The following is a 16528-nucleotide window of genomic DNA, read 5'->3' on the forward strand; positions in this document are numbered from 1 at the left end:
AGGAGCAGCCTATGAACGTTTCGCAAGCACTCGAATACGAGCGCCAGCCGTTTATTCCCATGTTTATCTATGGCGATCACGGCGCCATGGAGTCCGAGCGCCAGAAGGGCGAGGGGGCCCTTAAGGCGCTCGAAACCGAGTACTTTACCGCCGAGGGCGACCCCGGTTTCGACTTTGCCACCGTGCGCGACCTGGCCGACCGCAACCGCGACCTGTGCGATCAGATCGGCGAGGCGCGCCTGCGCAACGTGACGCCCGCGACGCTTTCGCGCGGCCTGTCCGATGCCGACACCTGCGCCGCCATCGGCAAGATGCAAAAGCGCACCGCCGCGTCCGTTATGCGCGAGATCCGCGGCGACCGCGACGCGCTCGGCGTGGCCTACGCCCGTAAGCCCATCCAGGGCACCGTGCTCGGTATCGACATCGAGACCACCGGCCGTGCACCCGAACGCGGTTATATCATCAACGTCGGCTGGGAGATCATGGAACTCACTAGCGACGCCGTCCCGCATGACGCCGAGGCGCACTACTGTGGCCTGCCCGACATCTACCGCGGCGAAGATGTGCCGCTGTCGAATATCCACCACATCACCTGGGACGACATCGACGGCAAAAAGCCGTTCCGCGAGAACAAGGAACTGCAGAAGCAGCTGCTCAAGCTTATGAAGAAGTACCCGTACATGGCGCATAACGCCGCGTTCGAGGACAGCTGGTTCAAAATTCACCTGGACGGTTACGCCGAGGCGCGCCGTGCCGGCAAGATTATCGTCATCGATTCGCGCCAGATCTGCCGCAGCCTGGATGCCGACGTCCGCTCGCTCCCCCGCGAGTCCGCCCCCGCCGCGCTCGAGAACTGGGCACGCCGTCGCGGCACCCTCGCGCCCGACGCCAACGAGCAGCACCTGGGCCTCGACGACACCGACCTCATGCTCCGCACGGTGCAGGCCGAGTTCAACCTCAAGAACCTGTTTGCCAAGTAGATTGCCAAGCAGAGGCGCCATTCGCGAGCAATACTTGCCGGACCATAGCGCCCCGCGCAAAAGCGACACGCCGAGGCGCTCCTCTCAAGCGACGCAATACGGGCCGATGTCCAAGCGGATATCGGCCTGTTTTTCGCGCCGTACAACGCGGCCCTCCAGCCTCCGATGTCTAGCCGCCGCATAACCAAGAACTTCATCTGCGCATGTTCAAGCCAAATTGCACATTTTTGTTGACGCCGTCTTTGCATCAAAACGATGCTGACCAGCATCAGTTGTGGAGGTCTGCGTAGTCAGCGAGCTGCGACAATGCTCCAAATAGCATCTTTCTCCATCATTGACGTCAAGTGCTTGGACAGCTTTTGTTATGCCGCGACATTTTACCTTGGCGTTCATTGCGAAACCCGCTGCCTGGTCTGCCATGCTATCTGTATGAGTATCGTGCTTTCACATAACACGGCAAAAGCGGTCTACCAAGCCGCATACTCGGTATCCGCAATTGGCACCGAGCCCTGCAGCCCTGCCAAGATCTACGGGGCGCGCCCCAGCAAGGAGCTGCTCGACTCTGCCGCCGACTGGCTCGCCAGGCACAACGTCGCTCTGGATAACGATGCCCCGCTCGATACAACGGTGTTCGAGCGCGCAAACGTGCGCAGCATGACGGGCTGCAAGTGCCACGTATCATCCAAGCGATTCGCGGGCTCGCGCTTTATCAAGCTTGCCGACGACATCTATATTGTCGGCGTCGAACTCTGTGCGCTTCAGGCCGCAACCTATCTTCCCTTTCGCGAACTTGTGGAGTACTACTTCGAACTGTGTGGCGCCTATTCCCTTGGGCACGATGCCTCGACATCCTATACCGAGCGCTTCGCGCTCACCTCGACTTCGAGCCTTAAACATTTCTTTAACTCCCTCATCGACTGCAAGGGCCTCGAACTTGCCCGAAAAGCCATCCAATGCGTGCGGGACGGATGCCGATCGCCGATGGAAACGGCGTTTGTCATGATGCTCACGCTACCCAGGCGCGAGGGCGGTCTTGGCATTAGCGAGATCGAGACCGACTACGAAGTAAAGGTCACAGCTGCCGCAAAGAATCTCACGCGGCGCGAAAAGTTCTATATGGATGCATATCTCAAGCGGTCCCGAACCGACATCGAATACAACGGATTTCAGCACGATGCCGAAGAAGACCGCGCCATTGACGAAGAGCGCAAGAACGCGCTGGCGTCCATGGGCTACGGAATCATTACCGTCAGTCGCTATTCCTTTATGCACGCCAGCGCCTTCGCCAGGGTTATGGAGGCAATCCAGCGAAAGGAGGGCATTCGCCCATCGCGCCTGCCCAAAGATTTCGCAATCAAGCAAGAAGAGCTGCGACAATTTGTGCTCAGGAGATTTATCGAGGAAAAGAAGCGTATTGAGGAGCTCCTCCGTCAAGACGCAGCGCAGGGTAATGCACTTGAGCTCGAGCGCGCAGTGCTCGAGGGCATCTCGCTGGACGACCCGACGATCAACAATGTCCCGGCCATCGACGACATGCAAGTCATCGAGCTGGATTGCCCGGAGTTCGCCCAAACAAGCACCTCCACACCCGAAGGCAGGGTGTACGGGGCCAGAACAGAGGCGGACTGACAGGGTGGGTACCCCGGCGACGTGCAAAAACGGGAGTTTTCAGCAGAGCCGAGTATCCGAGGGCGGCCGAATTGCCCCATTTTGCACCGAAGCCGCTGTATTCGATGTAATTTAGGCAACAGCTGGGGAATATCTGTTGCCATTTGCACTCCAGTAAAGCCCTGTGGCGGCAAACGACGCCGTATCATGCAATAAATAACCCCTCGTCGATGCTGAAAACTCCCGATTTTGCACGTCGCCGGGATACCCACGTTGGCATCGGCGGCCTTAACCACGTCCACAATGCCCTTAGCCGCCTCTGGGGCCAATCGACAGCAAAAAATTTCGCAAATTATATTGACATATGAACATGCGCTCATATACTCGGAAGTAAGTTATATGAGCACATGTTCATATGAAAGGATATTGTAATGAGCGAACACGCCGATGAAATAAGGACCGACATCGACACCACCATCGTGCCCGACATCCCCACCACTTGCTCGCCCGAGGACCTTCCCGACGAGGAGCTGCTGTACGACCTTGCCGACTTGTTCAAGGTTTTCAGCGACACCACGCGTATCAAGATCCTCTACGCTCTCATGGGCCGCGAACTCTGCGTGGCCGACATCGCCGAGGCGACTGCGACCTCGCAGTCCGCGGTGTCGCACCAGCTGCGCACGCTCAAACAGTCGCACCTGGTTAAATTCCGGCGCGACGGGCGCAACATCCTCTACTCGCTCGCCGACGATCATGTCTACACCATGCTCAACCAAGGCATGAGCCACATCTGCGAATAACGACCAACCACGGTACCAGCGCGGTCTGCACCCAAGCCGCAAATACAGGGAAAGGAACCCATCATGAAAAAGCAGTTCAAGCTCGACGAGATCGACTGCGCCAACTGCGCGCGCGAGCTTCAGGACGAGCTGGCCAAGCTCGAGGGTGTCAAATCCGTGTCCGTCAACTTTATGACCCAGAAGCTGACGCTCGAGGCCGACGACGCTGAGTTCGACGAGGTGCTCGACCGTGTCGTGGAGTTCACCGCCGACGCCGAGCCTGACTGCGAGATCATTCTCTAGTCCGCGTATACGCTGATTGGCAAGGCCGCGGTCGCCGCGGCCTTTGCCCGCGATGTAATATGAGCGAGTGTTCATACATTCAAATGGGAGGTTTGAATCATGGCAACCGCCGACTCCAAGAAGAAAAAGAAGAAACGTAAGAAGAAAGAGTCGCTTGAACACAAGCGCAATCGCATCTTGATAGCACTGGGTATTTTTGTCGTAGTCTATGCCCTCGACGAGCTCGGCGCCCTCACGGCCACATTTGGCGAACCCGCCGACGTCTATGCCAGCTTCGTGCTGTTCCTCGTGCCGTTTTTGATCGCCGGCCATGACGTGCTGCAAAAGGCATTCAACAACATCCGCCGCGGCAAGGCGTTTGACGAGAGCTTTCTCATGGCCGTCGCGACCATCGGCGCGTTTGCCATGGTGCTCTTCCCCGACACCGATCCGCACATGGCTGAAGGCGCCGCCGTCATGCTGTTCTACCAGGTTGGCGAACTGTTCCAGGCATACGCCGTGGGCAAGAGCCGCAAGTCGATCAGCGCCATGATGGACATCGCCCCCGACTACGCCAACGTTGAGCAGGCTAACGGCATGCTCGAGCAGGTCTTCCCCGATGACATCGCCGTCGGCACCGTGATCGTCGTCAAGCCCGGCGAACGCGTGCCTATCGACGGCGTCCTCGTCGAGGGCGAAACCCAGCTCGACACCGCCGCGCTCACGGGCGAGTCAGTCCCCCGCCCCGCCAAGTCCGGAGACGATATCATCAGTGGCTGCATCAACATGACGGGCCTCATCCGCGTGCGCACCACCAAGCCATTTGGCGAGTCCACCGTCGCGCGCGTCCTGGAGCTCGTAGAAAACGCCAGCGAAAAGAAGGCGCGCACCGAGAACTTCATCACGCGCTTCGCCCGCGTCTACACGCCCGCCGTCACCGGCGCCGCCGCGGTACTCGCGCTCGGCGGCGGCCTGGTCACCGGCGCCTGGCCCGACTGGATTCTGCGCGGTCTGACCTTCCTCGTCGTCAGCTGCCCGTGCGCACTGGTGATTAGCGTGCCGTTGAGCTTCTTTGGCGGCATCGGCGGTGCGTCCAAGCTGGGCGTCCTCATCAAAGGCTCCAACTACCTCGAGGCGCTCGCCGATGTTGACACCGTCGTCTTCGACAAGACCGGCACGCTCACCAACGGCACGTTCTCGGTTGTCGCGGTACACCCCGAGGCAGGCTACACCGAGCAATCGCTGCTCGAGGTTGCAGCCCTTGCCGAGTCGTTCTCCGACCACCCCATCGCGCAGTCGGTACGCGCTGCCTTCCAGGGCGAGCTCGATCCCAAGCGCGTCAGCGACTCCACCAACGACGCGGGCCATGGCGTGACGGCGACCGTCGACGGCAAGCCCGTCGTCGTCGGCAACGCCAAGATGCTCGCTGCGGCCGGCATCGAAGCGCCCGATTGTGAGGTCGTCGGCACAATTCTTCACGTGCTGGTCGATGGCATCTATGCCGGCCATATCGTCATCTCTGACACCGTCAAGGCCGATGCCGAGCAAACGATTTGCGACCTGCACACCGCCGGCGTCAAGCGCACCGTCATGCTCACGGGCGACCGCGAGGAAGTGGCTGCTGCGGTGGCCAAGCAGCTCTGCCTCGACGAGTTCCACGCGCAGCTGCTGCCGGGCGACAAGGTCGAGCGCGTTGAAGCGCTGATCGCGGCCGAAAGCGGCAAGTGCAAGCTCGCCTTTGTCGGCGACGGTATCAACGACGCGCCTGTGCTTACGCGAGCCGACGTCGGAATCGCCATGGGCGCCATGGGCTCCGACGCTGCGATCGAGGCGGCGGATGTCGTGCTGATGGATGACAAGCCGTCCAACATCGCCCGCGCGATCCGCGTGGCTCGCAAGACCATGTCGATTGTTTGGCAGAACATCATCTTTGCGCTGGGTATTAAGCTGCTGATCCTTGTGCTCGCGGCGCTCGGCATCGCCAACATGTGGCTCGCTGTCTTTGGCGACGTGGGCGTGGCGATCATCGCTATCCTGAACGCCATGCGCGCGATGGGTGTCAAGAACCTGTAGCATACGTGGCTGTCCGGCCGGGGCCGCCTTTCGCGATGGCTTCTAATTAGACTTTGGATACTTTTACCTGATTTACTTTACCGCAAAAGTTGCCAGTGTCTTACTAGTTGGTTAAAAAGTTAACCCTGTTTCACAAAATGCGTGGGACAAGCAGGGCGACACGGCACACCACGCGCAAGGAGTGTCCCCAGCTGCCGGCAGAAAAGGACCGTCCCCAAGTGCCGAGCCGCAGCTATAACAGTCCAAAGTGCTTCGCGGCGTTGTAGATGCCGTCGTCATCCACGGCGGTCGTCACATAGGTCGCCGCAGCCTTCACCGTGTCCTGTGCGTTGCCCATGGCCACGCTCGTGCCCACGGCGGCAAACATCGACAGGTCGTTCTCGCCGTCGCCAAAGGCAATCGCCTCGCTCGCGTCGATACCAAGCCGCTCGAGCGTCGCCGCCACGCCCAGGTCCTTGCCGCCGTTAGCGGGAATAATGTCGCAGAACAGGTCGCACCAGCGCGTGGTGAGCGAATGCGACACGGCGTCGGTCACGATATGTTCGTCGGCCGGGTCCACAAAGGCGCAGAACTGGTAGACCGGTGCGTCAAAGGCGTGCTCAAACGGCTCCTCGTGGTAGACGATTCCCGCGTTGCTGCCAGCCGTCACCACGCGCTCGGACAGGCGGTTCACAAACGAGTTCTCGCCCTGCATGCACAGCGAGTCGTAGCGCCCCTGCGCCACCTGGTCCACAATCACCGCGACGTCGTCCGGATCGATCGGGCAGCTGCGGTAAACTCCCTCGGCATCAAAGCAGTGCTGGCCCGAAAGCGTAATGTACGCATCCCAGCCCAGGTCGAACAGCCAGTCCGGCATCTGGTAGGTCGGACGGCCCGTGGCGATCACGCACGCAATCCCCTGCTCGCGAAAGCTGTCGAGCACCTGCTGCGCCGACGCCGGAATCCGGTGGGTCTTAAAGCTCAGCAGCGTACCGTCGATATCGAAAAACGCGGCTTTGATCATTCTCGCTTACTCCTCGCCCTCGAGCTTTTCGCTCGCCTCGAGCCACGCCATCTCCAGCTCGTCCATGGCGGCGTGAGCCTCGTCGATCTTTGCCTGCTGCTCGCCGAGCGCCGTGTAGTTGGTGGGATCGACCTGGGCCATCGCGGCCTCGGCCTCCTCAACGCGAGCGCGCTGCGTCTCCATCTTGCGCTCGAGCGAGCTCACCTCGCGGCGGAGCTTCTGACGTTCGGCGTTGGAAAGGCCATTGGGCTGCCCGCTCGTCTTGGGCTTTTCGGCCGCAGCTGCCGCGGCACCGGTGTCAAACGTGCAGGTCTTGGCGCTCGGCGCGCCCACGGGCTCGCCCTCGGCGGTAGCGTTGCACAGGCGCAGGTACTGGTCCACGCCACCGGGCATATGCGTCAGGTGGCCGTCGAGCAGCGCCCACTGTTGGTCGGTCACGCGCTCCATCAAAAAGCGGTCGTGCGTCACCAGGATCAACGTGCCGGGCCAGCCGTCGAGCAGGTCCTCGACAATCGCGAGCATGTCGGTATCCAGGTCGTTGCCGGGCTCGTCCAGGATGAGCACGTTGGGTTCGTCCAGGATTGTCAGCAGCAGCGACAGGCGACGGCGCTGGCCGCCCGAAAGATCGCCGATGCGGCTCCAGAGCTGCTGCGTCGTAAAGCCCAGACGCTCGCAGAGCTTCTCGGGCGAAGTCTCCTTGCCGTCGATGACGTAGTACTTCTTATAGTTGCTGAGCACCTCGCGAATCGTGTCGCCCATGAAGGGCTCGAGCTCCTCGAGCTGCTGCGACAGCACGCCAAAGCGCACTGTCTGGCCAATCTTCACGCGGCCGCGCGTGGGCGCAATTTTGCCCTGGATCACATCAAGCAGCGTCGACTTGCCAGCGCCATTCTCGCCCAAAAGACCATAGCGGTCGCCCGCACCAATGAACCAGGTCACGTCGGAGAGTACCTGCTTGGGCGCGCCATCGACATCCGCATAGCCGGCGTCCACGTCGACCACATCGATAACCTGCTTGCCTAGGCGGCTCACGGCGAGGCGCTTGAGCTCCAGCTCGTCACGCACGGGCGGCACGTCGGCGATCAGCTCGCGAGCGGCATCCACGCGAAACTTGGGCTTGGTGGAACGAGCCTGGGCACCGCGGCTCAGCCACGCGAGCTCCTTGCGCGCCATGTTGCGACGGCGCTCCTCGGTAACGGCGGCCATGCGGTCGCGCTCCACGCGCTGCAGGATATATGCCGAATAGCCGCCCTCGAAGGGATCGACCTGGCCGTCGTGGACCTCCCACATGCTGGTGCAGACCTCGTCCAAGAACCAGCGGTCGTGCGTGACCACGAGCATGGCACCCTGGCCGCGCTGCCAGCGGGCCTTTAAGTGACGCGCGAGCCAGTTGATGGTGCGCATATCCAGGTGGTTGGTGGGCTCGTCGAGCATGAGCACGTCGTAATCGCCGATCAGCAAGCGCGCGAGGTCCACGCGACGGCGCTGACCGCCCGAAAGCTCGCCCACCGTGCCCTCCCAGGGCACATCGCTGATGAGGCCGGCGAGGATCTGGCGCGTGCGGGGGCTCGACGCCCACTCGTACTCGGGGGCGTCGCCCACAACGGCATGGTGCACGGTATCAGTATCGACCAGGTTGTCCTTTTGGCCGAGCAGACCGATCGTCGTGCCGCGGCGGTGCGTCACGCGTCCGTCGTTGGGCTCCAGCGTGCCAGCGAGCACGCTCAGCAGCGTCGACTTGCCGTCGCCGTTTTTACCGACAATACCAATGCGGTCGCCCTCGCCCACGCCGAGCGTCACGCTATCGAAAATATGCTTGGTGGGAAACTCTAGGCTGACGGAATCGCATCCCAAAAGAATCGCCATATGCCCTGCTCCTTCGTAGAAATTCAACGTTGTCCATGATAGCAGCGAGCCCCACCCCAAACCACCACGAAGGTGCCTGTCCCCTTTGTGGTGGTCGATTCGGTCGCAGAGCAAAAAGGCGGGCCATCTCGCAAAAGAGATGACCCGCCTCTCCAATCAGTCCCACGGCAACCATGGCCGCCACGGGCCTCAAGCATGTCCCGGACTAGGAGAACATGCCGGTGAGGTAATCATTCAGCCGCTTATCCTTGGGCCGTTGGAAAATCTCGTCGGTCTCGTCGTACTCAACCATATCGCCCATGTAGAAGAACGCCGTGCGATTGGACACGCGCGACGCCTGCTCCATGTTGTGCGTCACGATGACGATGGCGCGGTCGGCAACGATCGAAGACATCAGGTCCTCGATCGCCAGCGTCGAGATGGGGTCGAGCGCCGAACAGGGCTCATCAAACAGAATCACGTCTGGGTTGAGCGCCAGCGTGCGCGCGATGCACAGACGCTGCTGCTGGCCGCCCGAAAGCGCGCAGGCGCTCTTGTCGAGCTTGTCCTTGACCTCGTCCCACAGCGCCGCACCGCGCAGGCTTTCCTCGACCATGCGATCAAGCTCGTCGCGGTCGGTAATGCCGTGACGCTTTGGCGCAAACGTGATGTTGTCGCGAATGGACTTGCGGAAAGGGTTGGGCTGCTGGAACACCATGCCAATGGAGCGACGCAGCTCGTACGTGTTCTCGGTCCTGGTGTTCACATTGCGTCCGCGGTAGTTAATCTCGCCCTCCACGCGGCAGCCGCGAATCTCGCGGTTCATAAGGTTGAGGCTGCGCAAAAAGGTCGACTTACCGCAGCCCGAAGGCCCGATGAGCGCCGTAATCTCGCCCTTGTGGAAGTCGAGCGACGTGTCGTACAGCGCATGGTGGTCGCCATAGTACACGTTGACGTCCTTGGTAGAGAGCACGACCTCGTCGCTCGCGGCCTTGCCGCTCACGCGCACGCGCTTCTCGCTCTCCCCCACACTCGACAGGAAGTCCCGGGTCTCGGACGATGCTGCTTCGGTTGCGGGCGTTGTGCTCATCTCGCTCATTCGGCCGTCATCCTCCTTGCCAGTTGCTTGCCCACGATACGGGCGACTACGTTAAACAGCAGCACGCAAATCATCAGCAGCGCCGCGGTGCCCCAGACGATCTGCTGGGCCTCGGGGCTGCCCTCGCCATAGATCTTGTAGATATGCACGGCGAGCGACTCGCCAGGGCGGAACACGTTCCAGGCACAGGTGGGGCTCGACAGGTTAAAGCTCAAGAAGTTCAGGCGAACCGGCGAGCTCATACCCGAGGTAAAGAGCAGTGCTGCGGCCTCGCCAAACACACGGCCGGCCGAAAGCACGATGCCGGTCACGATGGCGGGCATGGCCTCGGGAATCAGGATGTGCAGCGTGGCCTCCCAGCGGGTAAGGCCCATGGCCAGGCATGCATCGCGCTGGGCCTGTGGCACGTCCTCGAGCGCCTGCTGGATCACGCGCACCAGGATGGGGATATTGAACATGGTGAGCGCGACAGCGCCGGAGATGATGGAGTACTTCCAGCCCAGCTGCACCGAGAACACCAGAAAGCCGAACATGCCGACGACGATGGAAGGCAGCGAGGACAGCGTCTCGATGGCGGTAGAGGCGATGTCGCGGATAGGGCCGTTCGGCGCGTACTCAACCAGGAAGACCGCTCCGCCTAGGCTGATGGGCACCGAGATGATCAGAGTGATCAGCAGCAGGTAGAACGAGTCGAACAGCTGGTAGAGCACGCCGCCCTGCGTTCCGTTGGCGCGCGACGGCTCTGTGAGAAAGCCCGGCTGGAACAGCGTCGAGATGCCCTCGAACAGGATATAGGCCACCATGGAGATGACGATGAGCATGACGATGGCGACGATCGCCGTCAGCACGCCCGTGGCGATGCGATCCTGTTTTTGGACACGCCCGAGCCTCGCCTCGTCGATGTGGATGCGCGTGCTAGCCACGAGCCTTCGCCCCCTTGCGGCCAATGAGATGGATGATCAGGATGAAGATGAGGCTCATGCCCATCAGCAGCAGACCGAGTGCCCACAGGACGTCGTCCTGGGCCGAGCCCTCGGCGTAGACCGCCATGGACGTGGTGAGCGTGGTGGTGATGGTGGACGCCGGCGACAGCAGCGACGTCGGCATGGCCTCGATGCCGCCGATGACCATGCGCACGGCGAGCGTCTCGCCAAAGGCACGCGTCATGCCAAGGATGACCGCAGTCATGAGCGACGGCATGGCGGACTTGAGCACCACGTGCCAGATGGTCTGCCAGCGGGTGTAGCCCAGCGCGAGCGAGCCCTGACGGTAGCTATCGGGCACAGCGCGCAGGCCATCGACCGAAAGCGTGGTCATCGTCGGCAGGATCATGACGGCCAGCACGATGGCGCCGGGCAAGATGCCCAAGCCCGTGCTTACGTGGAAAACGCTCTTCATAAGGCCGACGACCACGTGAAAGCCGATCAGGCCAAAGACAACCGAGGGAATACCGGTCAAAAGCTCAATAAGCGGCTGAAAGACCTTGGAACCAAACTTAGGCTGGATCTCGACCGCAAAGATGGCAGAGCCGATAGCGATGGGCAGTGCGATGAGCGTGGAGAGTACCATGACCGCAAACGAGGTGACGATCAGGGGCAGGGCGCCGGTGTAAGGCAGACCGTTTTCGGCTGTGTTAGCCAGGTCCCACTTGGTACCAGTGAAGAACTCGACGACCGAAACGCCATCCTTAACAAAAGCCGAGAGGCCCTTTTGGGCGACCATGAAGATAAGCGCGGCAACAACAAGCGTCACGAGCGCTACGCACGCGCCCGTGACGCCCAGGCCCACGTTCTCAAGGTCGCGCTTTGGCAGCTGTTTTGCCATTGCAAACCTTTCCGGGGGCGATTACCTATTTAGCGGAGACCTTACCGCTGGCGTCCTTGACGACCTTCATGGCAGAGACGGGGATAAAGCCCTGCTCCTCGACAAGCTTGCCCTGGACGTCGTCGGAAAGCATAAAGTCCAGGAAGGCCTTGGTGGCCTCGTCTGCGTCCTTGGCGCAGTACATGTGCTCGGTAGCCCAGATCTTGAAGGAGTCGTCGGTGACGTTCTTGCTCTTGGGCTCGACGCCCTCGACCTTGACGGCGTTGAACTTGGAGTCGTCGAAGTGCGAGAAGTCCAGGTAGGAGATGGCGTTGTCGGTACTGGCCATCTGGGTCTGGACGTCGCCGGACTTGTCGAGCTCGGCGTCGCCCTTAAAGTCGACGGCCTCGTCGCCAAAGACGGCGGCCTCGAAGGTGGCGCGGGTACCGGAGCCGGCCTTGCGGTTGAGGACGACGATGGTGGCGTCGTCGCCGCCGACCTCCTTCCAGTTGGTGATCTGGCCAGAGAAGATGCCCTTGAGCTGCTCGAGGGACAGATCGTCGACCGTCACGTTCTTGGAGACGACGGGGCCCATGCCCACGACGGCGACCTCGTGATCGACGAGGTTCTTGACCTGGTCGGCCTCGAGCTTGGTCTCGGCGAAGACGTCGGAGTTACCGATGGTGACGGTGCCGGCGGCGACAGCGGTCAGGCCCTTGCCCGAACCGTTGCCCGAACCGGAGATGGAAACGTCGGGGTTGGCATCCATGAACTTCTCAGCAGCAGCCTCGACGAGAGCCTGGAACGAAGAGGCGCCGTCGTAGGTCACCTCGCCGGAGACGGACTCGGCGGCGACGCTGCCCTTGGCGGTGTCAGCGGCATTGGAACCGCCACAACCAACGAGACCGAGACCGACGATGCTGGCAAGACCACCAGCGAGGCCGAGGAACTGACGACGAGAATAAGCCTGATCGAGCATGATCTTCCTTTCATACATGCGACTCGCGGGCACCCTGCCCGCTTTGCTGTATGGAAAGATACGTTCCCGACCAGGCAACGCCCGCGCCAACTGCGCTTTCTTACGGGCATTTGATAGACCCTTACCGCAAGCGCGGTTCAGCTTTACAAACAAATAACAAACCCGCCGACAAGCATGGTCCACCTTTTACAAGGTAGTCATTGGGGACGTTCTTAAACGACTAGTCATCGGGGACGTTCTTGTTTGACTAGCCATTTAAGAACACCCAACGACTACCTTGGAAACCCCGCAGGTTGAGCATAAGTCAGCGAAAACGCCCCTAAGCGAGCAAGGTGACGTGAAAGAGGAGGGAAGCGTACTTTGGTACGCGACCGACGATTGAACGTCAGATTGCCGCTTAGGGGCGTTTGCAGCGTCGACCCGTTACGCGGTTTGGTAAAACCGCGTAACCTTAAAGTTCGAGTTCGTTGAGACGCAGGATCGCCACGATGTAGATCTTGAGCGCCTGCTTGAGCTGTTCTTCGTTGGCGCACTCGTTGGGGCCGTGCATCTGGCCACCCCATGCGGGCAGCTCCAGGCCGGTCTCCTCGGGGCCAAACGACACGGCGCGGGCAAAGTTGCGTGCGTACGTGCCACCGCCCATGGCAAAGGGTTCGGCATGCTTGCCGGTGAACTCGTTATAGGTATCGATAAGCGCCTTCACGGCCGGATCATCGGCAGAGACCGAGAACGGTACCTTGGCGCGGCCGACGCGATACGTCACGCCAAAGCGGCCCACGAGCGGCTCGAGCTGCCCACGGATGGTATCGGCGCTCGTGCTATCGGGGAAGCGCACGTCGATGACCTGCTCAATGTGGCCATCCGCCACGCGGATGACACCGGGGTTGCACGTGAGCGGGCCAAACGCGGGGCTCGTCGCGTCGATACCCAGGCCGCGGCCATAGGCATCCGCATGTACAAAGGCCAGAAACTTGACAAACTCATGCTCGGCAGGCGTCAGCAAGCGCTCGTCGCGTGCGGCAAACGCGTCCTCGACCTCGCGCAGGTACGTCACGATCAGGCCAACGGCGTTGATCGTCCCCTCGGGCATCGAAGCATGGCCACCGATACCGTGCGCGAAAATCCGGGCATGGCCGTTCTCGAGCGCCGTGATCTCCAGGCGGCCGGCGTTCTCAACGGGCGCCGGCAGCTCATCGGCGGCAATCGCAAGCTCGCAGATAGACTGCGACGGAATAGCGTTGCTCGCCTCGGCACCGCCCCAGGACACAATGCGCCCGCCGTCAATCTTGGAGCTCACGAACGTCGCCCCAAAATGGCCCTTCTCGGCATTGCAGACCGGGAACTCGGCATCGGGCGTAAACAAAAAGTCGGGGTTCGCGTGGTTCTCCAGATAATGGTGAACGTCGGACATGCCCACTTCCTCATCGCAGCCCAGCAGGGCGCGGAAGGTATAGCGCGGGGTAATGCCGTGCTTGAGCAGATAGGCGCCGGCGTAGAGCGACAGTACCGCCGGACCCTTGTCGTCGATCACGCCGCGGCCGAGCAGCCAGCCCTCGCGACGCTCCATCGCAAACGGGTCGGTGTTCCAGCCCGGGCCGGCGGGCACCACGTCCACGTGGCAGATGGTCGCGAGCTGCTTGTCGCCGCGACCGGGGATATCGGCAATGCCCACATAGCCCTCGTCGTCGCTCGTCTGGTAGCCGAGGTTCTGTGCGATGCCGAGCGCGCAATCGAGCGCGTCACGGACCGGGCGGCCAAACGGCGCACCGGGCTCCGCATCGGCAGCAACGGCAACAGACGGGTAGCTCACCAGCTGCTCGATATCGGCGACGACGTCCTCCCAGACCTCGTCGACGTACTCGGCAACACTCTGCTCCACCTGATTCATGGACGACCTCCTTACCAATGAGCGGCGAGCACGCCCGCCCCTCACATTAAGTCCCTAGATAGCGAAAAGTTTAGCAAGCTCGGCCACCGAGTGCACCACTGCGTCGGCACCCGCCGCCTCGTGCTCGCCCGGCGCCGCCGCGCCCGAATAGATGCCGATGCACGGCACGCCCATTGCGTGCGCGCCCTCGACGTCGTTAAAGCGGTCGCCAACCATCACGGCATCGTCGGCGCGCGCGCCTAACGCCGCCAGGGCGTCGCGGATCGAATCGGCCTTGGTCTCGCGCCCCTGCGGAGGATTCATGCCGACCACGGCTTCGAACTGGCAAAGCCCCAGCTCATGCACCATGTCGATGCACTTCGCCTCCATACGAGAGGTCGCCACGGCCAAGCGATGTCCCTGAGCGGCAAGACCATCGAGCAGCGCGGGGATCCCATCGAACACGGGATACTCCTCCGGACCCAGCTCGTCAAAAAAGGCACGGTACTCGTCGGCCACCACGAGCGACTCCTCACGCGTAAAGCCGTAAAAGTCGTGGAAGCTCTTCCACAGGGGCGGCCCGATCATGCGTCGCAGGTCGCCCATCTGCGCCTCCGAAAACCCGCGCACAGCAAGCGTTTTGCGCGTCGAGGTCATCACCGCCCGGCCCGTATCGGCCACCGTACCGTCAAAATCGAACAGCACGACCGAGCGCTTACCTATCTCCAGTGCCTCCACCGGCACCCCCTCTTCCCCAATTGATGATTTCCACACCAACATTAAGAACTGTTGACTATTCAACAATTAAACCTAGCAATGTGGAATGACTCCACTATACTTGTCGCACTTTGCTCTCAGAAGGCGGCGCACAAGCGCCCCGACGAAAGGTGCAATTATGTCTTTTGCCATCATAACCGACTCCACGTCGGACATCTCCCCCGCCTGCGCCCAAGAACTCGGCATTTACGTGATTCCGCTGCATGTGATTATCGAAGGCGAGGACCTGCTCGACCAGGTGCAGATTACCGCCGAGGAGTACGTCGCCCGCATGGCCGGCTCCAAGCAGCTGCCGCACACCTCGCAGCCGAGCGCTGGCGAGTTCAAGGCGCTCTTTGACCGCGTGCTCGCCGACGGCCACGACAGTGCCATCTTCATTTCGCTGTGCAGCGAGTGGTCCGCCTGCTACGCCAACGCATGTCTGGTGGCTGACACCCATGAGCTCGACGTGCGCTGCGTCGACTCGCGCACCGGCTCGGGCGCTGCGTCGACTCGCGCACCGGCTCGGGCGCTGAGGGCTTGCTGGTGGAATACGCGCTCGCCATGCGCGATGACGGCCGCAGCTTGGACGAGACCGAGGCGCAGATCCGCGCGACGCTGCCCGACGCCCACCTGCTAGTGATTCCCCGCACACTCGAGAACCTCGTCAAGAACGGCCGCGCGCCCAAGCTTGCCGGCCACCTCACGCAGATGCTCAACATTCGCCTGGCCGTTTCGCCGGAGTGGAAATCGGGCGAGATCAAAGTCATCAAAAAGGGCCGCGGCGCCAAGCGCATCGTTGCCAACACCATGGCCGATTGCCTCGACTTTTTGGCCGAGCATCCGGGCGCGAGCGTACGCGTGCTCACAACCGGCGCCGTCGAAGAGCAAGAGCTCGTCAACCAGGCGCTCGCGGGCCAGGACTGCGTCGATGCGGGCACCGGTCCCATCGGCTGCACCATCGCCACCCACGTAGGCGTCGATGCCATCGCCATCAGCTACTGCCCCCGCTACCAACCTGCCAATTAGGGACAGGTTTATTTTGGCAGGTTTTATCTGGGCAAACGTTAAACGCTAAGAAAGGTCTGCCTAGCTAGACAGGACAAGCTGGGACAGTCGAACAGCCGAGGTACACCCAGCCACAGCAAAGCCATCACGCCGGCACGCCCCAACTTAAGGCGCGCCGGCATCTCTTTAGGAATGGCGGCGGTAAAGGGACCGTTTTAGTCGAAAGGCTGCGAATAGCTTCCCATTACGCCGCAACTCAATTGCCGCACAACTGCCCAATTGAGCCATTGCAGGCGATCGATGCTTTATCCAACCCCCTTGCGATACCCCTTGGTCAAAAAATGGCAAATATGAGTACTGCTACAAATTTAGTAGCACCGAAATCTGGCTGAATTTGCATCTCACCGCCAATTTCGAGCGCCATAATGCCCCAAATCGTCATGTTT

15 protein-coding genes are annotated in these 16528 nt (G+C 61.4%); 7 read left to right on the forward strand and 8 right to left on the reverse strand.

Going from position 1 to position 16528, the window contains the following annotated elements; translation table 11 throughout:
• Positions 1–11 precede the first annotated feature (11 nt).
• The 5 genes from DXD49_RS06450 to DXD49_RS06470 all read left to right on the forward strand — a co-directional run bounded on the left by DXD49_RS06450 (position 12) and on the right by DXD49_RS06470 (position 5722).
• On the forward strand, positions 12–980 hold the full coding sequence (locus tag DXD49_RS06450) for a 3'-5' exonuclease (protein WP_117794532.1): 969 nt from the start codon (positions 12–14) through the stop codon (positions 978–980).
• Between the two features lie 429 nt (positions 981–1409).
• Positions 1410–2609 (forward strand): hypothetical protein, encoded by a 1200-nt coding sequence (locus tag DXD49_RS06455; protein ID WP_158564868.1) that lies wholly within the window; start codon positions 1410–1412, stop codon positions 2607–2609.
• A gap of 410 nt (positions 2610–3019) precedes the next feature.
• Positions 3020–3388 (forward strand): helix-turn-helix transcriptional regulator, encoded by a 369-nt coding sequence (locus DXD49_RS06460; RefSeq protein WP_117794534.1) that lies wholly within the window; start codon positions 3020–3022, stop codon positions 3386–3388.
• 63 nt (positions 3389–3451) lie between these two features.
• Positions 3452–3670, forward strand: a complete 219-nt coding sequence (locus DXD49_RS06465) for a cation transporter (RefSeq protein ID WP_117583778.1) — start codon at positions 3452–3454, stop codon at positions 3668–3670.
• A gap of 99 nt (positions 3671–3769) precedes the next feature.
• Positions 3770–5722 (forward strand): heavy metal translocating P-type ATPase, encoded by a 1953-nt coding sequence (locus tag DXD49_RS06470; protein WP_199568980.1) that lies wholly within the window; start codon positions 3770–3772, stop codon positions 5720–5722.
• Positions 5723–5954: 232 nt separating this feature from the next.
• On the opposite strand, the gene DXD49_RS06475 is transcribed toward DXD49_RS06470, so the two are convergent.
• The 8 genes from DXD49_RS06475 to DXD49_RS06510 all read right to left on the reverse strand — a co-directional run bounded on the left by DXD49_RS06475 (position 5955) and on the right by DXD49_RS06510 (position 15056).
• Positions 5955–6725, reverse strand: coding sequence for a Cof-type HAD-IIB family hydrolase (locus DXD49_RS06475; protein ID WP_117735566.1), 771 nt, complete (start codon positions 6723–6725; stop codon positions 5955–5957).
• 6 nt (positions 6726–6731) lie between these two features.
• On the reverse strand, positions 6732–8591 hold the full coding sequence (locus DXD49_RS06480; protein ID WP_117794535.1) for an ABC-F family ATP-binding cassette domain-containing protein: 1860 nt from the start codon (positions 8589–8591) through the stop codon (positions 6732–6734).
• Positions 8592–8796: 205 nt separating this feature from the next.
• On the reverse strand, positions 8797–9669 hold the full coding sequence (gene pstB, locus DXD49_RS06485) for a phosphate ABC transporter ATP-binding protein PstB (RefSeq protein WP_199568982.1): 873 nt from the start codon (positions 9667–9669) through the stop codon (positions 8797–8799).
• The gene (pstA, locus tag DXD49_RS06490) at positions 9666–10592 is read right to left on the reverse strand and encodes a phosphate ABC transporter permease PstA (protein ID WP_199406657.1); all 927 of its coding nucleotides are present in this window, start codon (positions 10590–10592) and stop codon (positions 9666–9668) included. Before pstA ends, pstB begins: the two co-directional genes overlap by 4 nt.
• Positions 10585–11493 carry a phosphate ABC transporter permease subunit PstC gene (gene pstC / locus DXD49_RS06495; protein ID WP_117735562.1) on the reverse strand — a complete coding sequence of 303 codons (909 nt, stop codon included), beginning with the start codon at positions 11491–11493 and terminating at the stop codon, positions 10585–10587. The genes pstA and pstC overlap by 8 nt, the downstream gene beginning before the upstream one ends.
• Positions 11494–11518: 25 nt before the next feature.
• Positions 11519–12451 (reverse strand): phosphate ABC transporter substrate-binding protein, encoded by a 933-nt coding sequence (locus tag DXD49_RS06500; protein ID WP_117794536.1) that lies wholly within the window; start codon positions 12449–12451, stop codon positions 11519–11521.
• Between the two features lie 451 nt (positions 12452–12902).
• Positions 12903–14339 carry a M20 family metallopeptidase gene (locus tag DXD49_RS06505; RefSeq protein WP_117794537.1) on the reverse strand — a complete coding sequence of 479 codons (1437 nt, stop codon included), beginning with the start codon at positions 14337–14339 and terminating at the stop codon, positions 12903–12905.
• Positions 14340–14393: 54 nt separating this feature from the next.
• A complete protein-coding gene (locus DXD49_RS06510) occupies positions 14394–15056 on the reverse strand; it encodes an HAD hydrolase-like protein (RefSeq protein ID WP_233539357.1) in 663 nt (220 codons plus the stop codon).
• Between the two features lie 157 nt (positions 15057–15213).
• Here DXD49_RS06510 and DXD49_RS09985 point away from each other — a divergent pair, with 157 nt between their 5' ends.
• Entirely contained in the window at positions 15214–15714 is a 501-nt protein-coding gene (locus DXD49_RS09985; protein WP_158564869.1) for a DegV family protein, read from the forward strand.
• The gene (locus DXD49_RS09990; RefSeq protein WP_147347837.1) at positions 15621–16103 is read left to right on the forward strand and encodes a DegV family protein; all 483 of its coding nucleotides are present in this window, start codon (positions 15621–15623) and stop codon (positions 16101–16103) included. Before DXD49_RS09985 ends, DXD49_RS09990 begins: the two co-directional genes overlap by 94 nt.
• The last annotated feature ends 425 nt before the right edge of the window (positions 16104–16528 follow it).

The sequence above is a fragment of the Collinsella sp. TM05-38 genome, from assembly GCF_003466445.1.
Classification (GTDB): domain Bacteria; phylum Actinomycetota; class Coriobacteriia; order Coriobacteriales; family Coriobacteriaceae; genus Collinsella.

Coding starts and splice junctions, on each gene's coding strand:
- DXD49_RS06505 (WP_117794537.1), bottom strand. CDS start 14,339: ATGAATCAGGTGGAGCAGAGTGTTGCCGAGTACGTCGACGAGGTCTGG.
- DXD49_RS06450 (WP_117794532.1), top strand. CDS start 12: ATGAACGTTTCGCAAGCACTCGAATACGAGCGCCAGCCGTTTATTCCC.
- DXD49_RS06455 (WP_158564868.1), top strand. CDS start 1,410: ATGAGTATCGTGCTTTCACATAACACGGCAAAAGCGGTCTACCAAGCC.
- DXD49_RS06470 (WP_199568980.1), top strand. CDS start 3,770: ATGGCAACCGCCGACTCCAAGAAGAAAAAGAAGAAACGTAAGAAGAAA.
- DXD49_RS06475 (WP_117735566.1), bottom strand. CDS start 6,725: ATGATCAAAGCCGCGTTTTTCGATATCGACGGTACGCTGCTGAGCTTT.
- DXD49_RS06460 (WP_117794534.1), top strand. CDS start 3,020: ATGAGCGAACACGCCGATGAAATAAGGACCGACATCGACACCACCATC.
- DXD49_RS09985 (WP_158564869.1), top strand. CDS start 15,214: ATGTCTTTTGCCATCATAACCGACTCCACGTCGGACATCTCCCCCGCC.
- DXD49_RS06465 (WP_117583778.1), top strand. CDS start 3,452: ATGAAAAAGCAGTTCAAGCTCGACGAGATCGACTGCGCCAACTGCGCG.
- DXD49_RS06500 (WP_117794536.1), bottom strand. CDS start 12,451: ATGCTCGATCAGGCTTATTCTCGTCGTCAGTTCCTCGGCCTCGCTGGT.
- DXD49_RS06480 (WP_117794535.1), bottom strand. CDS start 8,591: ATGGCGATTCTTTTGGGATGCGATTCCGTCAGCCTAGAGTTTCCCACC.
- pstC (WP_117735562.1), bottom strand. CDS start 11,493: ATGGCAAAACAGCTGCCAAAGCGCGACCTTGAGAACGTGGGCCTGGGC.
- pstB (WP_199568982.1), bottom strand. CDS start 9,669: ATGAGCGAGATGAGCACAACGCCCGCAACCGAAGCAGCATCGTCCGAG.